This window comes from Enterobacter wuhouensis (assembly GCF_035835995.1).
In the GTDB taxonomy this organism is placed as follows: Bacteria; Pseudomonadota; Gammaproteobacteria; order Enterobacterales; family Enterobacteriaceae; genus Enterobacter; species Enterobacter wuhouensis.
Genome location: NZ_CP142124.1, coordinates 4,548,256 through 4,565,270, shown reverse-complemented (window position 1 = coordinate 4,565,270; position 17,015 = coordinate 4,548,256). Strand labels below are relative to the sequence as shown.

The following is a 17,015-nucleotide window of genomic DNA, read 5'->3' as shown; positions in this document are numbered from 1 at the left end:
AGCTTGACTCTGTAGCGGGGAAGCGTAATATGCACACCCCGCGCCGCTGAGAAAAGCGAAGCGGCACTGCTCTTTAACAATTTATCAGACAATCTGTGTGGGCACTCAAAGTGACATGGATTCTTAACGTCCTCGGACGAAAAATGAATACCAAGTCTCTGAGTGAACATACGTAATTCATTACGAAGTTTAATTCACGAGCATCAAACTTAAATTGAAGAGTTTGATCATGGCTCAGATTGAACGCTGGCGGCAGGCCTAACACATGCAAGTCGAGCGGTAGCACAGAGAGCTTGCTCTCGGGTGACGAGCGGCGGACGGGTGAGTAATGTCTGGGAAACTGCCTGATGGAGGGGGATAACTACTGGAAACGGTAGCTAATACCGCATAACGTCGCAAGACCAAAGAGGGGGACCTTCGGGCCTCTTGCCATCAGATGTGCCCAGATGGGATTAGCTAGTAGGTGGGGTAACGGCTCACCTAGGCGACGATCCCTAGCTGGTCTGAGAGGATGACCAGCCACACTGGAACTGAGACACGGTCCAGACTCCTACGGGAGGCAGCAGTGGGGAATATTGCACAATGGGCGCAAGCCTGATGCAGCCATGCCGCGTGTATGAAGAAGGCCTTCGGGTTGTAAAGTACTTTCAGCGAGGAGGAAGGTGTTGAGGTTAATAACCTCAGCAATTGACGTTACTCGCAGAAGAAGCACCGGCTAACTCCGTGCCAGCAGCCGCGGTAATACGGAGGGTGCAAGCGTTAATCGGAATTACTGGGCGTAAAGCGCACGCAGGCGGTCTGTCAAGTCGGATGTGAAATCCCCGGGCTCAACCTGGGAACTGCATTCGAAACTGGCAGGCTAGAGTCTTGTAGAGGGGGGTAGAATTCCAGGTGTAGCGGTGAAATGCGTAGAGATCTGGAGGAATACCGGTGGCGAAGGCGGCCCCCTGGACAAAGACTGACGCTCAGGTGCGAAAGCGTGGGGAGCAAACAGGATTAGATACCCTGGTAGTCCACGCCGTAAACGATGTCGACTTGGAGGTTGTGCCCTTGAGGCGTGGCTTCCGGAGCTAACGCGTTAAGTCGACCGCCTGGGGAGTACGGCCGCAAGGTTAAAACTCAAATGAATTGACGGGGGCCCGCACAAGCGGTGGAGCATGTGGTTTAATTCGATGCAACGCGAAGAACCTTACCTACTCTTGACATCCAGAGAACTTAGCAGAGATGCTTTGGTGCCTTCGGGAACTCTGAGACAGGTGCTGCATGGCTGTCGTCAGCTCGTGTTGTGAAATGTTGGGTTAAGTCCCGCAACGAGCGCAACCCTTATCCTTTGTTGCCAGCGGTTAGGCCGGGAACTCAAAGGAGACTGCCAGTGATAAACTGGAGGAAGGTGGGGATGACGTCAAGTCATCATGGCCCTTACGAGTAGGGCTACACACGTGCTACAATGGCGCATACAAAGAGAAGCGACCTCGCGAGAGCAAGCGGACCTCATAAAGTGCGTCGTAGTCCGGATTGGAGTCTGCAACTCGACTCCATGAAGTCGGAATCGCTAGTAATCGTAGATCAGAATGCTACGGTGAATACGTTCCCGGGCCTTGTACACACCGCCCGTCACACCATGGGAGTGGGTTGCAAAAGAAGTAGGTAGCTTAACCTTCGGGAGGGCGCTTACCACTTTGTGATTCATGACTGGGGTGAAGTCGTAACAAGGTAACCGTAGGGGAACCTGCGGTTGGATCACCTCCTTACCTTAAAGAACCTGCCTTTGTAGTGCTCACACAGATTGTCTGATGAAAAATAGCAGTAAAAATCTCTGCAGGCTTGTAGCTCAGGTGGTTAGAGCGCACCCCTGATAAGGGTGAGGTCGGTGGTTCAAGTCCACTCAGGCCTACCAAACTCCTTTTAAAGGATGAGCGGTACAGAGATTGCAAACGATGGGGCTATAGCTCAGCTGGGAGAGCGCCTGCCTTGCACGCAGGAGGTCTGCGGTTCGATCCCGCATAGCTCCACCATCCTTTTACTGCGAAATACAAGAAAACTTCAGAGTGAACCTGAAAAGGTGCACTGCGAAGTTTTGCTCTTTAAAAATCTGGATCAAGCTGAAAATTGAAACGACACACCTTAATGGTGTGTTCGAGTCTCTCAAATTTTCGCAATCATGAAGTGAAACATCTTCGGGTTGTGAGGTTAAGCGACTAAGCGTACACGGTGGATGCCCTGGCAGTCAGAGGCGATGAAGGACGTGCTAATCTGCGAAAAGCGCCGGCGAGGTGATATGAACCTTTGACCCGGCGATGTCCGAATGGGGAAACCCAGTGTGTTCCGACACACTATCGTTAACTGAATACATAGGTTAACGAGGCGAACCGGGGGAACTGAAACATCTAAGTACCCCGAGGAAAAGAAATCAACCGAGATTCCCCCAGTAGCGGCGAGCGAACGGGGAGCAGCCCAGAGTCTGAATCAGCTTGTGTGTTAGTGGAAGCGTCTGGAAAGTCGCAGGGTACAGGGTGATACTCCCGTACACGAAAGCACACATGCTGTGAACTCGAAGAGTAGGGCGGGACACGTGGTATCCTGTCTGAATATGGGGGGACCATCCTCCAAGGCTAAATACTCCTGACTGACCGATAGTGAACCAGTACCGTGAGGGAAAGGCGAAAAGAACCCCGGCGAGGGGAGTGAAAAAGAACCTGAAACCGTGTACGTACAAGCAGTGGGAGCCTCTTTATGGGGTGACTGCGTACCTTTTGTATAATGGGTCAGCGACTTATATTCTGTAGCAAGGTTAACCGTATAGGGGAGCCGAAGGGAAACCGAGTCTTAACTGGGCGTTAAGTTGCAGGGTATAGACCCGAAACCCGGTGATCTAGCCATGGGCAGGTTGAAGGTTGGGTAACACTAACTGGAGGACCGAACCGACTAATGTTGAAAAATTAGCGGATGACTTGTGGCTGGGGGTGAAAGGCCAATCAAACCGGGAGATAGCTGGTTCTCCCCGAAAGCTATTTAGGTAGCGCCTCGTGAACTCATCTTCGGGGGTAGAGCACTGTTTCGGCTAGGGGGCCATCCCGGCTTACCAACCCGATGCAAACTACGAATACCGAAGAATGTTATCACGGGAGACACACGGCGGGTGCTAACGTCCGTCGTGAAGAGGGAAACAACCCAGACCGCCAGCTAAGGTCCCAAAGTCATGGTTAAGTGGGAAACGATGTGGGAAGGCACAGACAGCCAGGATGTTGGCTTAGAAGCAGCCATCATTTAAAGAAAGCGTAATAGCTCACTGGTCGAGTCGGCCTGCGCGGAAGATGTAACGGGGCTAAACCATGCACCGAAGCTGCGGCAGCGACGCGTATGCGTTGTTGGGTAGGGGAGCGTTCTGTAAGCCGTTGAAGGTGGCCTGTGAGGGCTGCTGGAGGTATCAGAAGTGCGAATGCTGACATAAGTAACGATAATGCGGGTGAAAAGCCCGCACGCCGGAAGACCAAGGGTTCCTGTCCAACGTTAATCGGGGCAGGGTGAGTCGACCCCTAAGGCGAGGCCGAAAGGCGTAGTCGATGGGAAACAGGTTAATATTCCTGTACTTGGTGTTACTGCGAAGGGGGGACGGAGAAGGCTATGTTAGCCGGGCGACGGTTGTCCCGGTTTAAGCATGTAGGCGGAACGATTAGGTAAATCCGGTCGTTTATTAACGCTGAGGTGTGATGACGAGGCACTACGGTGCTGAAGTAACAAATGCCCTGCTTCCAGGAAAAGCCTCTAAGCATCAGGTAACACGAAATCGTACCCCAAACCGACACAGGTGGTCAGGTAGAGAATACCAAGGCGCTTGAGAGAACTCGGGTGAAGGAACTAGGCAAAATGGTGCCGTAACTTCGGGAGAAGGCACGCTGATATGTAGGTGAAGCCCCTGCGGGTGGAGCTGAAATCAGTCGAAGATACCAGCTGGCTGCAACTGTTTATTAAAAACACAGCACTGTGCAAACACGAAAGTGGACGTATACGGTGTGACGCCTGCCCGGTGCCGGAAGGTTAATTGATGGGGTTAGCGGCAACGCGAAGCTCTTGATCGAAGCCCCGGTAAACGGCGGCCGTAACTATAACGGTCCTAAGGTAGCGAAATTCCTTGTCGGGTAAGTTCCGACCTGCACGAATGGCGTAATGATGGCCAGGCTGTCTCCACCCGAGACTCAGTGAAATTGAACTCGCTGTGAAGATGCAGTGTACCCGCGGCAAGACGGAAAGACCCCGTGAACCTTTACTATAGCTTGACACTGAACACTGGTCCTTGATGTGTAGGATAGGTGGGAGGCTTTGAAGCGTGGACGCCAGTCTGCGTGGAGCCGTCCTTGAAATACCACCCTTTAATGGCTGGTGTTCTAACGTAGACCCGTAATCCGGGTTGCGGACAGTGTCTGGTGGGTAGTTTGACTGGGGCGGTCTCCTCCCAAAGAGTAACGGAGGAGCACGAAGGTTAGCTAATCCTGGTCGGACATCAGGAGGTTAGTGCAATGGCATAAGCTAGCTTGACTGCGAGAGTGACGGCTCGAGCAGGTGCGAAAGCAGGTCATAGTGATCCGGTGGTTCTGAATGGAAGGGCCATCGCTCAACGGATAAAAGGTACTCCGGGGATAACAGGCTGATACCGCCCAAGAGTTCATATCGACGGCGGTGTTTGGCACCTCGATGTCGGCTCATCACATCCTGGGGCTGAAGTAGGTCCCAAGGGTATGGCTGTTCGCCATTTAAAGTGGTACGCGAGCTGGGTTTAGAACGTCGTGAGACAGTTCGGTCCCTATCTGCCGTGGGCGCTGGAGAATTGAGGGGGGCTGCTCCTAGTACGAGAGGACCGGAGTGGACGCATCACTGGTGTTCGGGTTGTCATGCCAATGGCATTGCCCGGTAGCTAAATGCGGAAGAGATAAGTGCTGAAAGCATCTAAGCACGAAACTTGCCCCGAGATGAGTTCTCCCTGACTCCTTGAGAGTCCTGAAGGAACGTTGAAGACTACGACGTTGATAGGTCGGGTGTGTAAGCGCAGCGATGCGTTGAGCTAACCGATACTAATGAACCGTGAGGCTTAACCTTACAACGCCGAAGGTGTTTTGGCGAAGAGACGACACGATTTTCAGCTTTGATACAGATTTAACAGAATTTGCCTGGCGGCTTTAGCGCGGTGGTCCCACCTGACCCCATGCCGAACTCAGAAGTGAAACGCCGTAGCGCCGATGGTAGTGTGGGGTCTCCCCATGTGAGAGTAGGGAACTGCCAGGCATCAAACAAGTGAAGAGGCCATCCGGAAGGATGGCCTTTTTGCGTTTTTGTATCCTCTTCTTCTCCATAAACAAATCACCTATCCCCCCGTATATACGGTAAACTATCCCGGTTTTTGCATCAGGATAGCGTCTATGAACCACTCCCTTAAGCCCTGGAATACCTTTGGTATTCAACGGAATGCTAATCAAATTGTACGTGCCGATAATGCTCAGCAGCTACTGGATGCATGGCAAAACGCAACAGACAACGGTGAACCCGTTCTGATTCTGGGCGAAGGAAGTAATGTCCTGTTTCTTGAAGATTTTGCAGGCACGGCGATCGTCAACCGCATCATGGGCATCGATGTCTCAGAAAGCGCTGACAGCTGGCATCTGCACGTGGGCGCTGGAGAAAACTGGCATCAGCTGGTGCAATACACCCTGGATAAAGGGATGCCCGGCCTGGAAAACCTCGCGCTTATACCTGGCTGCGCCGGATCGTCACCTATCCAAAATATTGGTGCCTACGGCATCGAACTCAAACACGTCTGTGAATATGTCGACTGCATTGAACTGGTGACCGGCACGGCTCTGCGCTTAACGGCAGAAGAGTGTCGTTTTGGCTATCGTGACAGTATCTTCAAACACGAATATCAGGATCGCTACGCGATAGTGGCCGTGGGCCTGCGTCTGTCGAAAAGCTGGAAGCCTGTACTGACCTACGGTGATTTAACTCGACTCGATCCCGCGACGGCTACCGCCCGCGACGTTTTTGATTCCGTATGTCATATGCGCATGACTAAACTTCCCGATCCGAAAGTGAACGGAAATGCCGGAAGTTTCTTTAAAAATCCCGTTATCAGCAGCGAAAGTGCAAAAGAATTCCTCGCCAGCTTTCCAACGGCACCGCACTATCCGCAGCCTGATGGCAGCGTAAAGCTGGCTGCAGGCTGGCTTATCGATCGGTGCCAGTTGAAAGGCGTTGCTGTAGGGGGAGCTGCAGTTCATCGTGAGCAGGCGCTGGTTCTGATTAATCAGGACAATGCGACCAGTGATGATGTTGTGCAGCTAGCGCACCATGTTCGCCAGCGTGTAGGCGAAAAATTCAACGTCTGGCTTGAGCCTGAAGTCCGCTTCATTGGTCGTACAGGTGAAGTCAGCGCCGTGGAGGCTATCGCGTGAAGGACAATACCGTCCCCTTAACCCTGATCGGCATCCTTGCCGACGGCGAGTTTCATTCTGGCGAGCAGTTGGGCGAGCAGCTTGGCATGAGCCGCGCCGCCATCAACAAGCATATTCAGACGCTTCGCGACTGGGGTGTGGATGTATTCACGGTTCCTGGAAAAGGCTACAGCCTGCCGGAGCCGATACAGTTGCTGAATGAAGAGGCGATCCGCAGCCAGGTTGGCTCGGGCAACGTTGCGGTGCTGCCGGTCATTGATTCAACGAACCAATACCTGCTGGATCGGCTTAACGAACTCAAGTCAGGCGATGCCTGCGTTGCCGAGTATCAGCAGGCCGGACGTGGTCGCCGTGGACGTAAGTGGTTTTCCCCTTTTGGCGCCAACCTTTATCTTTCCATGTTCTGGCGTCTCGAGCAGGGACCGGCCGCCGCCATTGGTCTGAGCCTGGTTATCGGCATTGTGATGGCGGAAGTTCTGCACGATCTGGGCGCGGATAACGTACGCGTAAAATGGCCAAACGATCTCTACCTCAACGATCGCAAACTTGCGGGTATTCTCGTCGAGCTGACGGGAAAAACGGGGGATGCAGCGCAGATCGTCATCGGTGCTGGCCTGAATATGGTTATGCGCAACGTACAGAATGATGTCGTAAATCAGGCCTGGACTAACCTGCAGGAGGCGGGGATCACCATCGACCGCAACACGCTTGCTGTACGGATGATTAAAGAACTGCGCAGCTCATTATCGCTCTTTGAGCAGGACGGGCTGGCACCGTTCCTGTCTCGCTGGGAAAAGCTGGATAACTTTATCAATCGCCCGGTGAAGCTGCTGATTGGCGACAAAGAGATCTACGGCATTTCCCGCGGTATCGACGCACAGGGGGCGCTGTTGCTTGAACAGGACGGCGCGATCAAGCCCTGGGTAGGCGGGGAAATTTCGTTAAGAAGTGCAGAATAAGAAAGACCCTCTCCCGGCCGGGAGAGGGTATAGAGCACGTTACTGAGGATAAGGCACCCAGTCGCCGCCGTTCAGGCGAACATAGGGCTTGCCCTGATATTGAATGACGACCGCGTTGGCGTTCTCGGAGACTTCAGCCGTTTGCGGCAGGTTGCTGGTAAGCTGATCCCAGTTCACGCTATCTTCCACAAACAGTTTGCCATCCACCGCGCGGGCAACCAGCTCTGAAATCGCCAGATAGCTGCTTGGCTGGGTAATCTCAACAGGCGCCCCCTGATGCGGAGCCTTCATGCCGAAGAACTTAATCCCGGCGGGCACGTTGGTAATGGACGGGCTTGGGATATCACGCAGGCCGGACACCTGCATCCTGTCGCCTTTTAGCGCGCCGCCGTGTTCTGGCACCATCACCACCATCACTTTACGGCCCGATTTTTCCAGCTCGGTGAAGAACGCGTCCAGCTCGTCAAACAGCTTCTGCGCGCGAACTTTATAATCCGCCGTTTTGCTCACGCCCGGGAAGTGGTTACCGTCGTGCAGCGGCAGCGTGTTATAGAAGGTGGCGCTGCGGGTATTACCGTCCACCTTCTGCAGCCAGCGCTGCAGGACGGCAGTATCGTCGTAGACCGGTGAACCGTCAAAGCCCAGCAGAGACACCGGCAGACCGGTCTGATCCATCAGCGGTGCCTGCATTCCCCCTTCCTGACGTATCTCTTTGAGGAAATCGCCAAACACGCCGTTATGGCCCAGCATCAGGTTCTGCGTGAAGCCCAGTTTGGACAGATTATCGAACAGATAACACTGGTTTCCGGCTGGCTGATACAGGTTCTTGTGCGACGGCTGACCGCAGCTTGCGCGCAGCAAACGAATTGCCGCCGGACCGCTGTACGAGGTGGCAGAGTTGAAGTCTTTAAACTGAATATCAAAGTGCGACCACAGCGGATGCGACATTAAACCAGCAGCATCCACGTCTGCCCATGAGAGGGAGCAGATGTTAATCACCAGCAGCTCGAACGGCTGGGCATCTGCTGGCAGCGCATCCGGGAATTTAGTCTGACGTTTATCTTCTGCGCTGTAGAAGCTGGAAAGCCAGGCGTTAAGATTCGTGGACGTTGGCGGGGCAGTCTGCGTCGGGATGTCACCCACCACCGGCGTATTGCCCGCCGTCGCGACGGTTGCCGCCGCACTGCCACCGGTGGTGGTAACGGTCGTTGTCGCCTGGCCGGCTGGCCACAGGGAGAAGCTTGGGCCTGCCAGCGTCAGCACGTTCAGCCAGATCAGGATCGCCACGACAAACACCGTGACGCGGATCCACTGGGACAGAAAAAGCCATGCAACCAGCAGCACAAACACCGCGCCGATCATCTGCCAGTTAATAAAGCGCTCGGTGAGGTCAAGTATGTAGTCAGCGCTAAAGCCCGCGACCTGCGAGCCCTGGCTCATGATGCTTTCCGGCCCGGGTAGCCAGGTATCATGCCAGAACAGCCCAAAGCCAATGGGGATGGCAATCCAGTGACGCAAGCGGTGCAGCCTGATGTTTGGGATGGGCATCAGGAGGAAGGCCATAAACACCAGGTTAAGCAGCGGATGGAAGTTCAGATAGCCAGCCCACAGCAGGCCAAACTTCACCAGAAAGTAGAAGTTCCAGCCGGAAAGGCCGCGCCAGTATTGCCACAGCGGCGATGGTGACGAAGCGGTGTGAGTAGAATTAGTCATGTTTTCGGTTTGCCTTGACGTGTGAAGCCCGTGTCAGTGTTCCGGCTGGTTTAACGTAGCGAGGTTTTACAAACAGCATTCTGGCCGTATCGCGAATACGACGCAGCGAATGGCGCGCATAGTAGCCAAGCGGGAAAAAGATCAGCGCACAGAGTACGACCAGTTGAATGATATCGCTGAGATTCATGATGATGCGTTCTCCCCATTCTCAGACAGTAAGCGCAGCGGCTCTGGAACCCGACGCCAGACATGTCCGTCATGCTTAGCATTGAGAATCGGTTTGAAATCGCTGGTGATAGCGAGCGGCTTCGTCCAGTTTTCAGGGGTAAGCGTGCGCATTTGCACCAGCTCTGCACTAATCAGGTTATCTTCGAACCAAATCATGCGGTTCGAGAAAATATCCCCGGTAGGCAGGGGGAAAATATGGTTAAGCGCCGTATCGAGGTCGTTAACCCGACAGAAGGATAAAAACAGCACCAGACGATTGTCGCCAATCGTCATGATATCCCCGGTGCGGTTTGGGCGGCACAGGGTTAGCGCTTGCTCAACGCGGATACCCGGTACAGGGCGAAGCGCCACCATAACCCCTTTTCCGTCTGCCGGCAGCAGCGTGTTGTTCATCATGTTGCCAACGGCATCGCAGAATGTATCCCACTTCTGATACCCGCGCAGCTTCATCGGCTGCGTCATGGAGAGCAGCGTTGAAATATCTTCCGGCACGTGGCGATTGAACTGCTGGCCCTGAATGCTCTCGATAAGCGTCAGGCAGCGCGACAGCGGGGCATTCCACGGAATAACCATATTCGCACCGCAGCCCAGCAGAAGGCGTTCATCCGTGGCGCGCAGGCTGGTGGTATTTTCGCGTACGACAATTTTCAGCGCGCTGCCGCGCTGGCGGCGCAGCGTGTGAATGTGCCTGGCCAGCGTTTCGATCTGGTTATTTTGCATCAGCGAGAAAACGATGGTCGCCGCCTGCGTGGTGCGGGCTTCATTAAATAGCGCTTCGTTCGTTTCGAACAGCGACCAGTTTTCAGAAAGCGCGGGTGCACCTTCTAATACCGCGAGATGGCTCAGGATGCGTTTTTCATCGCTGCGCGGCTGCACCACGGTCTCTTCAAGGTGTGCGAGATGCCACTGGCCGTCAATCTGTTTGAGGTTGAGCTGCTGTCTGGCGCTGACGCCTTTTTCATTACACCAGAAGGCAATATCGTAAAGATAGCTGTCGGTCTGGTCATGTATACTCGACAGACCAAAAAGAGAGCGATATTCACCCATTAATAGCGAAAAGAGCTTGTCATTATTACTACCGGGATAAACAACCAAAAGTGTGCAATTTTGAAATCTTGCCCATTTATTGATTTTTTCCAGCCAGCGCAGCAGTTTTTCCGTTGGGATATTCTGAAGTGCGTTATTTGCACATTTTAGTATCACTAAATAGTGATCCGGATCAATTGAGCACTGAATGTCGTGGGTCAAAAAGTATAGACTATCTGCTTCGGCTGGCATGGAAAATAACCGTACAGTCTGTGGGCCACGGTCGTTTTCAAGCGTAATGATTTTTTTCGGATCTTCGCCCATGGTAATGACCGCGACGCGAGAATCCTTTTCCTGCGCGGCGATTGTCTGATTAACCAAACTGATGGCATTTTCGTTGCGATCCGTATTAATCCACCAGACTCCTCCGACTGGCATGTGTCGCAATTCGTCCCATAATGACTGGATGCCAATAGAAAATATGGAGTCCACGGTGTCCCTCTTTTCGTCGAATTTATCTGTATCTCAGTTTACTAGCGAAAGCGTAGAAATAAACCTAACATTGAAATTAAAGAACATCAGATTTAGCATGTAAACGAAATTTGATAGGGCAGGAAGCCTCGTACATCCGATCTTGCGGTTTTACTCAAATGGATGGATTAAGAATGCATAATAATGAATCCGGAACGCCTGTCGACTCTAGCCTGGGTTACACATTCCAAAATGATTTTCTGGCGCTGACGCAGGCCTTTTCATTGCCTGAAATAGATTACACCGATATTTCCCAGCGGGAACAGTTGGCCGCGGCTATTAAACGCTGGCCGTTATTAGCTGAATTTGCCCAACAACAATAAGGGAGCCATTGATGGCCATACTAGGATTACAGGGCGTCCGGGGGGGAGTGGGTACCACTTCCATTACCGCGGCGCTGGCGTGGTCATTGCAGGTATTAGGTGAATCGGTGCTGGTTATTGATGCCTCCTCCGATAATTTGTTGCGCATGTCCTTCAACGTCGACTTTACCCGTACCGAAGGCTGGGCCCGCGCGCTGCTTGATGATAAAGACTGGCGCGATGCGGGGCTGCGCTACACGTCCCAGCTTGATTTGCTGCCGTTTGGTCAGCTAACTGAAGCCGAGCGTGGGAATGAAGCCGCGTACCAGCGCCTGTTTTCCCGGTTTGTCAATGCGCTCCAGAGCCTGAAAGAGCAGGGCCATTACAAGTGGATCCTGCTGGATCTGCCGCACGGTGCTGCCCAGCTGACGCGCCAGCTGATGGCGAAATGCGATCATGTACTCTCCATTGTGAACGTGGATGCGAACTGTCATATCCGCCTGCATCAGCAGGCGCTACCCGCGAACGCCCATCTCCTGATCAACGATCTTCGCATCGGCAGTCAGATTCAGGACGATCTATACCAGGTTTGGCTGCAAAGTCAGCGTCGGCTGCTGCCGATGGTGATCCATCGTGATGAGGGCATGGCGGAGTGCCTCGCCTCCAAGCAGCCGCTCGGCGAATACCGTAGCGATTCACTGGCAGCAGAAGAGATCCTGACGCTGGCGAACTGGTGTCTTCTGCACTTCGCAAGTGAGGCGGAGCCAGCCGGGAGTTCCGTATGAGTCGTCTGTCCACCTGGTTACTCATCCCGCCGGTCAGTTCGCGTTTAAGCGAACATTATCGGCACTACCGCCGACATGGCGCGTCGGCGTTTAGCGCCGCGCTTGGCTGTTTCTGGATGATTCTGGCGTGGATGTTCATCCCCCTTGAACACCCGCGCTGGCAGCGTATTCGCGCGCGGCATAGCGAACTCTATCCGCATATTCATCCTGACAGGCCGCGTCCTCTCGATCCGGCCCGCTATCTCATACAGGCTATCTGGCTGGTGGCAACGACCTCCAGCCCTGATAAAAAGGCCCCGCGCTGGCGCAGCTTCAATCGCGTGGCGAATTTACGTGAACGCTATCACCAGTGGCTGGACAGGCTACCCGATAGCGTCAGCGATAAGACAAGCCATCTGGATAACCACAAAGAGCTCGGACACCTGCATCCGGGCCTTCGCCGTTTTATTCTCGGCGTAATTGTCGTCTTCTCGCTTATTCTGGCGCTGGTCTGTATCACGCAGCCCTTCAACCCGCTGGCGCAGTTTACCTTCCTGATTTTGCTCTGGGGCGTGGCCCTGCTGGTCCGGCGTATTCCTGGGCGTTTCTCTGCCCTGATGCTGATTGTACTGTCGCTAACCGTCTCCTGCCGCTACATCTGGTGGCGCTATACCTCCACGCTGAACTGGGACGATCCGGTGAGCCTGGTGTGCGGGCTGGTGCTGCTGTTTGCCGAAACCTACGCCTGGATTGTGCTGGTCCTGGGCTATTTCCAGGTGATATGGCCGCTCAACCGCCAGCCGGTTCCGCTACCGAAAGACACCGGTCAGTGGCCATCCGTCGACCTGTTTGTTCCCACCTACAACGAAGACCTGAGCGTGGTGAAAAACACGATTTACGCCGCGCTGGGTATCGACTGGCCAAAAGATAAGCTCAAAATCTGGATCCTCGATGACGGGGGTCGCGAAGAGTTCCGTCAGTTTGCGGCAGAGGTGGGCGTGGAGTATATCGCCCGCACCACCCACGAACACGCGAAGGCCGGGAACATCAATAACGCCCTCAAATACGCTAAAGGCGAGTTCGTCTCGATCTTTGACTGCGACCACGTGCCGACGCGCTCGTTCCTGCAAATGACCATGGGCTGGTTCCTGAAGGAGAAAGAGCTGGCAATGATGCAGACGCCGCACCACTTCTTCTCGCCGGACCCGTTTGAACGTAACCTGGGCCGTTTCCGTAAAACCCCGAACGAAGGCACGTTGTTCTACGGCCTGGTGCAGGACGGAAACGACATGTGGGATGCAACCTTCTTCTGCGGCTCCTGTGCGGTTATCCGCCGCGGTCCGCTGGATGAAATTGGCGGTATCGCCGTTGAGACGGTGACCGAAGATGCCCACACCTCGCTGCGCCTGCACCGCCGGGGCCATACCTCCGCGTATATGCGTATTCCGCAGGCCGCGGGTCTGGCAACGGAGTCGCTGTCGGCGCACATCGGCCAGCGTATTCGCTGGGCGCGCGGCATGGTGCAGATTTTCCGTCTCGATAACCCGCTGATGGGGAAAGGGCTTAAACTGGCGCAGCGCCTGTGCTACGTCAACGCCATGTTCCACTTCCTCTCCGGTATCCCGCGGCTTATCTTCCTCACGGCACCGCTGGCGTTCCTGCTCCTTCACGCCTATATCATCTACGCGCCCGCGCTGATGATTGCGCTGTTTGTTCTGCCGCACATGATCCACGCGAGCCTGACGAACTCGAAGATTCAGGGGAAATACCGCCATTCGTTCTGGAGTGAAATCTACGAAACGGTGCTGGCCTGGTACATTGCGCCGCCAACGATGGTGGCGCTGATTAACCCGCATAAAGGCAAATTCAACGTTACCGCGAAGGGGGGGCTGGTGGAGGAGGAGTATGTCGACTGGGTGATCTCCCGTCCGTACATCTTCCTGGTGCTGCTCAACATTGTGGGGGTGATCGCAGGTATCTGGCGCTACTACTACGGTCCTGAAAACGAGATCCTGACGGTCTTCGTGAGTATGGCATGGGTGTTCTACAACCTGATTATCCTCGGCGGCGCGGTGGCGGTATCGGTAGAGAGCAAGCAGGTGCGTCGCGCGCATCGCGTTGAAATCAGCATGCCGGCGGCAATCGCGCGTGAAGACGGCCATCTCTTCTCCTGTACGGTGCACGACTTCTCTGACGGCGGTCTGGGCATCAAAATCAACGGCCAGGCGAAGGTGCTGGAAGGGCAGAAGGTCAACTTACTGCTCAAGCGCGGCCAGCAGGAGTACGTCTTCCCTACGCAGGTGGTGCGTGTGTTAGGCAATGAAGTCGGTCTGCAGCTGATGCCGCTGACCAAAAAGCAGCATATTGATTTTGTGCAGTGTACGTTCGCCCGCGCGGATACGTGGGCTCTCTGGCAGGACAGCTTCCCGGAAGATAAACCTCTGGAAAGCCTGCTTGATATTCTGAAGCTGGGGTTCCGTGGCTATCGTCACCTTGCAGAATTTGCCCCGTCGTCGGTGAAAATAATTTTCCGGTCACTTACTTCGCTGGTTTCCTGGGTCGTGTCGTTCATTCCTCGCCGACCTGAGCGGGATGAGGCGAAGCAGGCGGACCCGGTTATGGCTCAACAATGATGATAACGCGATGAAAACAAAACTTTCCTGGTTATGTGCAGTGGCAATGGGGATGAGTGCGCTCCCCGCAACAATGGCTAACGCAGCGCCCGATGATGCTGCTGCCACACCTGCTCCTACGGTTCCCGTGGTCGCCCAGGCGACCGATCCGGTTATCACCGCGGCGCCGGGTCAAACGGAAAACGTCGTTCCCAACCAGCCGACAGAAGGTAACGTCGTCGGGCAGGTGATGCCGGGCGTGCCGGGCGCCAACGCGCCTGTTGTCGCCCAGAATACCCCATCGCGTGACGTGAAGCTGACGTTCGCGCAGATTGCGCCGCCTCCGGGCAGCATGGTGCTGCGCGGTATCAACCCGAACGGCGGGATTGAGTTTGGGATGCGCAGCGATGAAGTCGTTTCGAATGCCGTGCTAAACCTCGAATACACGCCTTCGCCCGCGCTGCTGCCCGTGCAGTCGCAGCTCAAGGTTTACCTGAACGACGAGCTGATGGACGTTCTGCCGGTGACCAAAGAGCAGCTGGGCAAAAAGACCCAGGCTCAGGTACCCATCAATCCGCTGTTCATCACCGACTTCAACCGCGTTCGTCTGGAGTTTGTGGGCCACTATCGTGACGTCTGCGAAAACCCGGCCAGCAGTACGCTGTGGATGGACGTGGGGCGTAACTCATCGCTGCAGATGACCTACCAGTCGCTGGCGTTGAAAAACGATCTCTCCGCGTTCCCGATCCCGTTCTTCGATCCGCGCGATAACCGCCAGTTAACCCTGCCGATGGTGTTTGCCTCCTCGCCGGACGTTACCGAACAGCTGGCCGCCACCATTGTGGCCTCCTGGTTTGGCTCCCGCTCCGCCTGGCGCGGCCAGAACTTCCCGGTCGTGTATGACAAAATGCCGGACAGAAACGCGATTGTCTTTGCCACCAACGCCAAACGCCCATCCTTCCTGCGCGACTATCCGGATGTTAAAGCACCTACCATCGAGATGATCAGCCATCCTGATAATCCGTACGTGAAGATGCTGGTGGTCTTTGGCCGTGACGATAAAGATCTGGTGCAGGCGGCAAAAGGGATTGCCCAGGGCAATATCCTGTTCCGCGGCAATAGCGTTATCGTGGATGAGGTTAAGCCGCTGCTGGCGCGTAAGCCTTACGATGCGCCAAACTGGGTGCGTACAGACCGCGCCATTACCTTTGGCGAGCTGAAAACCTATGAAGAACAGCTTCAGTCCACGGGGCTTGAGCCTTCGCCCGTTAGCCTGTCGCTCAATCTGCCGCCGGATCTGTATCTGCTGCGCACCAACGGTATTGATATCAATCTGAACTACCGTTACACCGCGCCGTCTACCAAAGACAGCTCGCGCATGGATATCAGCCTGAACAACCAGTTCCTGCAATCCTTCAGCCTGACCAGCAACCAGGACACCAACCGCCTGATGCTGCGTCTGCCGGTCCTGCAAGGCCTGCTGGACGGGAAAACCGATGTGTCTATCCCGGCCCTGAAGCTTGGCGCGATAAACCAGCTGCGGTTTGACTTCCAGTACATGAACCCGATGCCCGGCGGCTCGGTGGATAACTGCATCACCTTCCAGCCGGTACAAAATCACGTTGTGATTGGCGATGAATCCACCATCGATTTCTCAAAGTATTATCACTTCCTGGCGATGCCGGACCTGCGCGCGTTTGCTAACGCCAGCTTCCCGTTCAGCCGCATGGCCGACCTGTCTGAATCCATTGTTGTGATGCCAAAAGCGCCAAATGAAGCTCAGGTCACCACTCTGCTGGATACGATGGCGACCGTTGGCGCGCAGACGGGCCTCCCGGCGATTAACGTCACGTTGACCGACGATGGTAGCCAGATCCAGAACAAAGATGCCGACATCATGGTGATCGGCACCATTCCGGATAAGCTCAAAGACGATAAGCGCGTCGATCTGCTGGTGCAGGCGGCGCAGTCCTGGGTGAACACGCCGCTTCGTCAGACAGAATTCCCGAGCATCATGCCGGATAATAACGACCGTCAGGCCAGCGCGCAGACCACCGTTACGTCTCAGGGACCCATGGCCGCCGTTGTTGGCTTCCAGTCGCCTTACAACGATCAGCGTAGCGTGATCGCCCTGCTGGCAGACAGCCCGCGCGGGTATGAACTGCTCAACAACGCGATGAACGACAGCGGTAAACGCGCGTCCATGTTCGGCTCCGTCTCCGTCATTCGTGAATCGGGCGTCAACAGCCTGCGCGTCGGGGATGTCTACTACGTGGGCCACCTGCCGTGGTTCGAACGCCTGTGGTATGCCCTGTCTAACCATCCGGTGCTGCTGGCGATTCTGGCCGCCGTCAGCGTTGTATTGCTGGCATGGGTGCTGTGGCGTCTGCTGCGTATTATCAGCCGTCGTCGCCTGAACCCGGATAATGAGTAAGCC

At 54.9% G+C, this 17,015-nt stretch carries 9 protein-coding genes, 2 tRNA genes and 3 rRNA genes; 11 read left to right on the top strand and 3 right to left on the bottom strand.

Going from position 1 to position 17,015, the window contains the following annotated elements; translation table 11 throughout:
* Positions 1-211: 211 nt before the first annotated feature.
* From VPX56_RS21780 to birA, 7 genes are all read left to right on the top strand, one after another.
* A 16S ribosomal RNA gene (locus VPX56_RS21780) occupies positions 212-1,751 on the top strand.
* A 69-nt stretch (positions 1,752-1,820) separates the two neighbouring features.
* Positions 1,821-1,897: transfer RNA gene (locus VPX56_RS21775), tRNA-Ile, on the top strand.
* A 42-nt stretch (positions 1,898-1,939) separates the two neighbouring features.
* Positions 1,940-2,015: transfer RNA gene (locus VPX56_RS21770), tRNA-Ala, on the top strand.
* A 173-nt stretch (positions 2,016-2,188) separates the two neighbouring features.
* Positions 2,189-5,094 (top strand): 23S ribosomal RNA (locus VPX56_RS21765).
* Positions 5,095-5,164: 70 nt separating this feature from the next.
* A 5S ribosomal RNA gene (rrf, locus tag VPX56_RS21760) occupies positions 5,165-5,280 on the top strand.
* The 16S, 23S and 5S rRNA genes sit together here with 2 tRNA genes alongside, the layout of an rRNA operon.
* Before the next feature lie 134 nt (positions 5,281-5,414).
* Positions 5,415-6,443 carry a UDP-N-acetylmuramate dehydrogenase gene (murB, locus tag VPX56_RS21755; RefSeq protein WP_326468873.1) on the top strand — a complete coding sequence of 343 codons (1,029 nt, stop codon included), beginning with the start codon at positions 5,415-5,417 and terminating at the stop codon, positions 6,441-6,443.
* Positions 6,440-7,402, top strand: coding sequence for a bifunctional biotin--[acetyl-CoA-carboxylase] ligase/biotin operon repressor BirA (gene birA, locus VPX56_RS21750; RefSeq protein ID WP_326468871.1), 963 nt, complete (start codon positions 6,440-6,442; stop codon positions 7,400-7,402). The genes murB and birA overlap by 4 nt, the downstream gene beginning before the upstream one ends.
* A gap of 39 nt (positions 7,403-7,441) precedes the next feature.
* Here birA and bcsG read toward each other — a convergent pair whose 3' ends face one another.
* The 3 genes from bcsG to bcsE are packed head-to-tail and all read right to left on the bottom strand — an operon-like array spanning position 7,442 to position 10,861.
* Positions 7,442-9,115, bottom strand: coding sequence for a cellulose biosynthesis protein BcsG (gene bcsG, locus VPX56_RS21745; RefSeq protein ID WP_131635232.1), 1,674 nt, complete (start codon positions 9,113-9,115; stop codon positions 7,442-7,444).
* Positions 9,108-9,302: a cellulose biosynthesis protein BcsF gene (bcsF, locus tag VPX56_RS21740; protein WP_263610817.1), complete on the bottom strand. Its 195-nt coding sequence runs from the start codon at positions 9,300-9,302 to the stop codon at positions 9,108-9,110. Before bcsF ends, bcsG begins: the two co-directional genes overlap by 8 nt.
* Positions 9,299-10,861, bottom strand: coding sequence for a cellulose biosynthesis c-di-GMP-binding protein BcsE (gene bcsE, locus VPX56_RS21735; protein ID WP_131635230.1), 1,563 nt, complete (start codon positions 10,859-10,861; stop codon positions 9,299-9,301). Before bcsE ends, bcsF begins: the two co-directional genes overlap by 4 nt.
* Positions 10,862-11,034: 173 nt before the next feature.
* Between bcsE and bcsR the strand changes: the two genes are divergently transcribed.
* From bcsR to bcsB, 4 genes are read left to right on the top strand one after another with little or no spacing between them, the layout of a single operon-like run.
* Positions 11,035-11,223 (top strand): cellulose biosynthesis protein BcsR, encoded by a 189-nt coding sequence (gene bcsR, locus VPX56_RS21730; protein WP_010426045.1) that lies wholly within the window; start codon positions 11,035-11,037, stop codon positions 11,221-11,223.
* An 11-nt stretch (positions 11,224-11,234) separates the two neighbouring features.
* Positions 11,235-11,987: a cellulose biosynthesis protein BcsQ gene (gene bcsQ / locus VPX56_RS21725; protein ID WP_263610819.1), complete on the top strand. Its 753-nt coding sequence runs from the start codon at positions 11,235-11,237 to the stop codon at positions 11,985-11,987.
* A complete protein-coding gene (gene bcsA, locus VPX56_RS21720; RefSeq protein ID WP_326468866.1) occupies positions 11,984-14,599 on the top strand; it encodes a UDP-forming cellulose synthase catalytic subunit in 2,616 nt (871 codons plus the stop codon). Before bcsQ ends, bcsA begins: the two co-directional genes overlap by 4 nt.
* Positions 14,600-14,609: 10 nt before the next feature.
* Positions 14,610-17,012, top strand: coding sequence for a cellulose biosynthesis cyclic di-GMP-binding regulatory protein BcsB (gene bcsB, locus VPX56_RS21715; RefSeq protein WP_326468864.1), 2,403 nt, complete (start codon positions 14,610-14,612; stop codon positions 17,010-17,012).
* The last annotated feature ends 3 nt before the right edge of the window (positions 17,013-17,015 follow it).

Bases quoted from the DNA above. Each gene is read 5' to 3' on its own strand.
- bcsG (WP_131635232.1), bottom strand. From the start codon at position 9,115: ATGACTAATTCTACTCACACCGCTTCGTCACCATCGCCGCTGTGGCAA.
- bcsF (WP_263610817.1), bottom strand. From the start codon at position 9,302: ATGAATCTCAGCGATATCATTCAACTGGTCGTACTCTGTGCGCTGATC.
- murB (WP_326468873.1), top strand. From the start codon at position 5,415: ATGAACCACTCCCTTAAGCCCTGGAATACCTTTGGTATTCAACGGAAT.
- bcsA (WP_326468866.1), top strand. From the start codon at position 11,984: ATGAGTCGTCTGTCCACCTGGTTACTCATCCCGCCGGTCAGTTCGCGT.
- bcsB (WP_326468864.1), top strand. From the start codon at position 14,610: ATGAAAACAAAACTTTCCTGGTTATGTGCAGTGGCAATGGGGATGAGT.
- bcsQ (WP_263610819.1), top strand. From the start codon at position 11,235: ATGGCCATACTAGGATTACAGGGCGTCCGGGGGGGAGTGGGTACCACT.
- bcsR (WP_010426045.1), top strand. From the start codon at position 11,035: ATGCATAATAATGAATCCGGAACGCCTGTCGACTCTAGCCTGGGTTAC.